We start from the raw sequence: 3,497 nt of genomic DNA, 5'->3' as shown, positions 1-3,497 counted from the left end.
CGCTCATAGCCGTGCGACGCGTCGACGCCGAAAGTAACGAGCGCGTTGCGCACGTCGTGGCCCGCCACCAGCGCCGCGGCGGCATCGGAGCGGTAGTAGCGGAACACGTCCTTCTGGTAGCGGATGTCATTCTCACGGCACAGCCGGACCAGCGAACGGGTCAGGTGATAGTCGAACGGGCCGGTCTGGTCGGCCATCGCCACCGTCACCCCGAACTCGGCCGAGCCCTGCCCAGGGCCGGTCGTGCCGTTGTCCACGGCGACCACCGCGGCCACGTCGTCAGTGAGTGCCGAGGACGCGCCCACCCCGACTTCCTCCGCGATAGTGAACACGAAATGCGTGTCGACTGCCGGCTGCTCGCCATGCGCCGCCAGCGCCTTGAGTGCCGCCAGCATCAGCGCCACGCCGGCCTTGTCGTCGAGATGGCGGGAGACGACATAGCCGTTCGCCACGAACTCCGGCTGCGGGTCGATCGCGACGATGTCGCCGATCTCCACGCCCAGACGCGTCAGGTCGCGCCGGCTGGCGACCCCCGCATCCAGGCGCAGCTCGACATGGCGCCAGCCCACCGGCAGCGTGTCGACCTCCTCGTTGAAGATGTGGCCCGAGGCCTTGAGCGGCAGGATCGTGCCGCGGACATAGCCGTGCCCGGTGAACACGGTGACCCTGGCACCCTCGGCAAAGCGCGCAGACCAAGTGCCGATCGGGACGAGCTCCAGCCGGCCATTTTCCTTGAGCTGCTTCACCTGCGCGCCCAGCGTGTCCAGGTGGGACACGATCGCGCGGGCGGGCCGGCTCTCCCTGCCAGGCAGCACCGCCCGCACCGCGCCGCGCCTGGTGAGCGTCGGGACGAGGCCCAGCCGCTCCAGCTCCATGCAGACCTCGCGCACGATCGTATCGGTGAACCCGGTCGGGCTCGGCACCTCGAGCAGGCGGGCGAGCTGCGCTGCGAGATACTCCGTGTCGATCGCCAGTCGCGCCATGTCGCTCCGCCCAATGCTGCCGGCGTCGATCCGTCAGGACCGCCGCACGGACCACCGGTTAGGCAAAAGCCGGACACCACGGAAGGGCGCAGTTCGGCCGCGCCGGGTGCCGGCGGCAGTTCCGGCGGCACCCGTCACTTCGGGAGCGCGGTCGTCGGTCTTACGCGCGGCTGCTTGCCGCGACCTCGGCGACCCGCTCGGCCAGCACCGCCTGCCGGACCGCCGCCGGCACCGAGTTCGGGAACAGGAGGTCGATGAACCGCTCTGCGGTGGGCTGCGGATGATGGTTGGCGAGGCCCGGCCGCTCGTTGGCCTCGATGAACACATAGTCCGGCTCGCGCGGCGAGCGCACCATGAAGTCGATGCCGACCACCGGAATGTCGATCGCGCGCGCCGCGCGGATGCCGGCCTCGATCAGGCGCGGATGGACCTCGTCGGTCACGTCGTGGATCGTGCCGCCAGTATGGAGGTTGGCGGTGCGCCGCACCTGGATCTCGATCCCGGCCGCCGGCACGTCCTCCAGCCGGTAGCCCTCGGCCGCCACGCAGCGCAAGGTCTCTGCGTCGAGCGGAATCGTGGATTCGCCTCCGGTTGCGGCAGCACGGCGCCGACACTGGACATGGATCAGCTCCTTGAGCGAGCTCTTGCCGTCCCCGGTGACCCGGGGCGGCCGGCGCACCGCTGCCGCGACCAGACGGAAGCCGATGATCACGAGCCGCAGATCCTCGCCCTCGGCCCGCCGCTCGACCAGCACCCGGTCGCAGTGATGGCGCGCCGTCTCGACCGCGGCCTCCACGGCCTCGATCGTGTCCAGCCCCACTGCGACTCCACGGCCCTGCTCGCCACGTGCAGGCTTCACGACTACGCTGCCGTGCCTCTTCAGGAACGCCTCCAGCGCCGCGCGATCGCGCGCCTCGATCTGGTCTGGCACCACCACACCCGCCGCTTCGACGATCCGGCGGGTGACAGCCTTGTCGTCGCAGATGCTGACCGCGACCCCGGTGGTGAGTTCGCTCAGGCTCTCGCGGCAATGGATCGAGCGCCCGCCCAACGACAAGCGGAAGAAGCCGCCTTCGGCATCAGTGACGCTGACGTCGATGCCGCGCCGGCGCGCTTCGTCCACGATGATCCGCGCATAGGGATTGAGTGCGGCATCAGGAGCCGGACCGGTGAACAGCCGCTCGTTGATCGGGTTCTTGCGCTTCATGGTGAAGAACGGCACCCGCTTGAAGCCCAGCTTGTCATAGAGCGCGATCGCCTGCTCGTTGTAGTGCATGACAGTGAGATCGACATAGGCGGCGCCACGGGCGGCCAGGAACTCTACCGCAGCACGTACCAGCGCCTCGCCTATGCCAGGCTGGACCGCCTGCGGGTCCACCGCCAAGCACCAGAAGGAGGAGCCGCGCTCAGGGTCACCGAAGGCTGCCTGATGATCGATGGCCATGATCGTGCCGAGGATCTGCCCGCTCACTTCCTCCTCGGCAACCATCAGCCGGATCGCTTCCGAGTGGGTGAGGCCATCGAAATAGTCCGGCCGGATCGAGACCATGTGCCGGGTGGCATAGAGCCCGTTCACGGCATCCACGTCCGCTGGCCCCTGGATGGGGCGGATCCGGAAGCCCAGCATCGGCCGGGTGCCCGGCCGGTAGTCGGCTAGGTCCAAGCGGTAGGTGTGCGACGGGTCCAGGAACATCTCGTGCGGTGCCAGGGACAGGATCACGTGCGGATCCTGCACATAAATCGCCACGTCCCGGCGCTCCGCTCCTTCCGAGCGCATCGCCGCGACGAGCCGTTCCGGCTGGTCGAAGGTCTGGCCGAACAGGAGGCAGCCCCAGCCGCAATCGATCGAGGCCTCGCGCTTGGTCGCCATCTCGCTCGTCACCCCGCTCAGATTCCCTGCTCCTGCAGCCACAGCTCCAGCAGCCCGACCTGCCAGAGCTCCGAGCCGCGCAACGGCGTGATGGCGTCACGCGGATTGGCGTAGAGCCGCTCCAGATAATCCTGACGGAACAGGCCACGTTCCCGGGCAGCTTGGCTGGAGAGCGCATCGCGCACGAAATCCAGCCGGTTGCCCTCGATGTATTTCAGGCTCGGCACCGGGAAATAGCCCTTCTCCCGGTCGATCACCGCGGACGGGATAACTTTGCGGGCCGCCTCCTTCAGCACGCCCTTGCCGCCCTGCGCCAGCTTGTGCCGCGACGGGATGCGGGCGGCGAACTCGGCGAGTTCGTAATCTAGGAAGGGCACGCGCGCTTCCAGGCCGAAGGCCATGGTCATGTTGTCGACCCGCTTGACCGGGTCGTCCACCAGCATGACCGTGCTGTCCAGGCGCAGCGCCTTGTCGACCGGGTCATCGGCACCGGGCTGGCCGAAGCTGGCCGCGACGAAGGCGCGGGCCTCGTCCCTGTCGACCTGCCACTCGGGCATCAGCTCCCGGCCGAGCCGTGCGTGGTCGCGATCGAAGAAGCGCCTGGCATATTCGGCCACTGGGTCATTGGAACCGGCTAGGGGCGG

At 68.7% G+C, this 3,497-nt stretch carries 3 protein-coding genes; all 3 read right to left on the bottom strand.

The features are described 5' to 3' along the window. Positions 1 to 983 (bottom strand): osmoprotectant NAGGN system M42 family peptidase (locus EQG76_RS05500; RefSeq protein ID WP_159711324.1); only part of this gene is annotated, 983 nt, incomplete at its 3' end. Positions 984 to 1,143: 160 nt separating this feature from the next. Further along, positions 1,144 to 2,853 carry an N-acetylglutaminylglutamine synthetase gene (gene ngg / locus EQG76_RS05495; protein WP_159711326.1) on the bottom strand — a complete coding sequence of 570 codons (1,710 nt, stop codon included), beginning with the start codon at positions 2,851 to 2,853 and terminating at the stop codon, positions 1,144 to 1,146. 17 nt (positions 2,854 to 2,870) lie between these two features. Continuing rightward, positions 2,871 to 3,497: asparagine synthase-related protein (locus EQG76_RS05490; RefSeq protein WP_235031216.1), on the bottom strand; the 627-nt coding region annotated here is incomplete at its 5' end.

The organism is Geminicoccus flavidas (assembly GCF_009806515.1).
Classification (GTDB): Bacteria; Pseudomonadota; Alphaproteobacteria; order Geminicoccales; family Geminicoccaceae; genus Geminicoccus; species Geminicoccus flavidus.
Note: the sequence above shows the minus strand (reverse complement) of the source record. Positions and strands in the feature narration are given on the sequence as shown.

What these genes read in the sequence shown, in the direction of transcription:
- ngg (WP_159711326.1), bottom strand. Translation starts at nt 2,853, where the DNA reads ATGGCGACCAAGCGCGAGGCCTCGATCGATTGCGGCTGGGGCTGCCTC.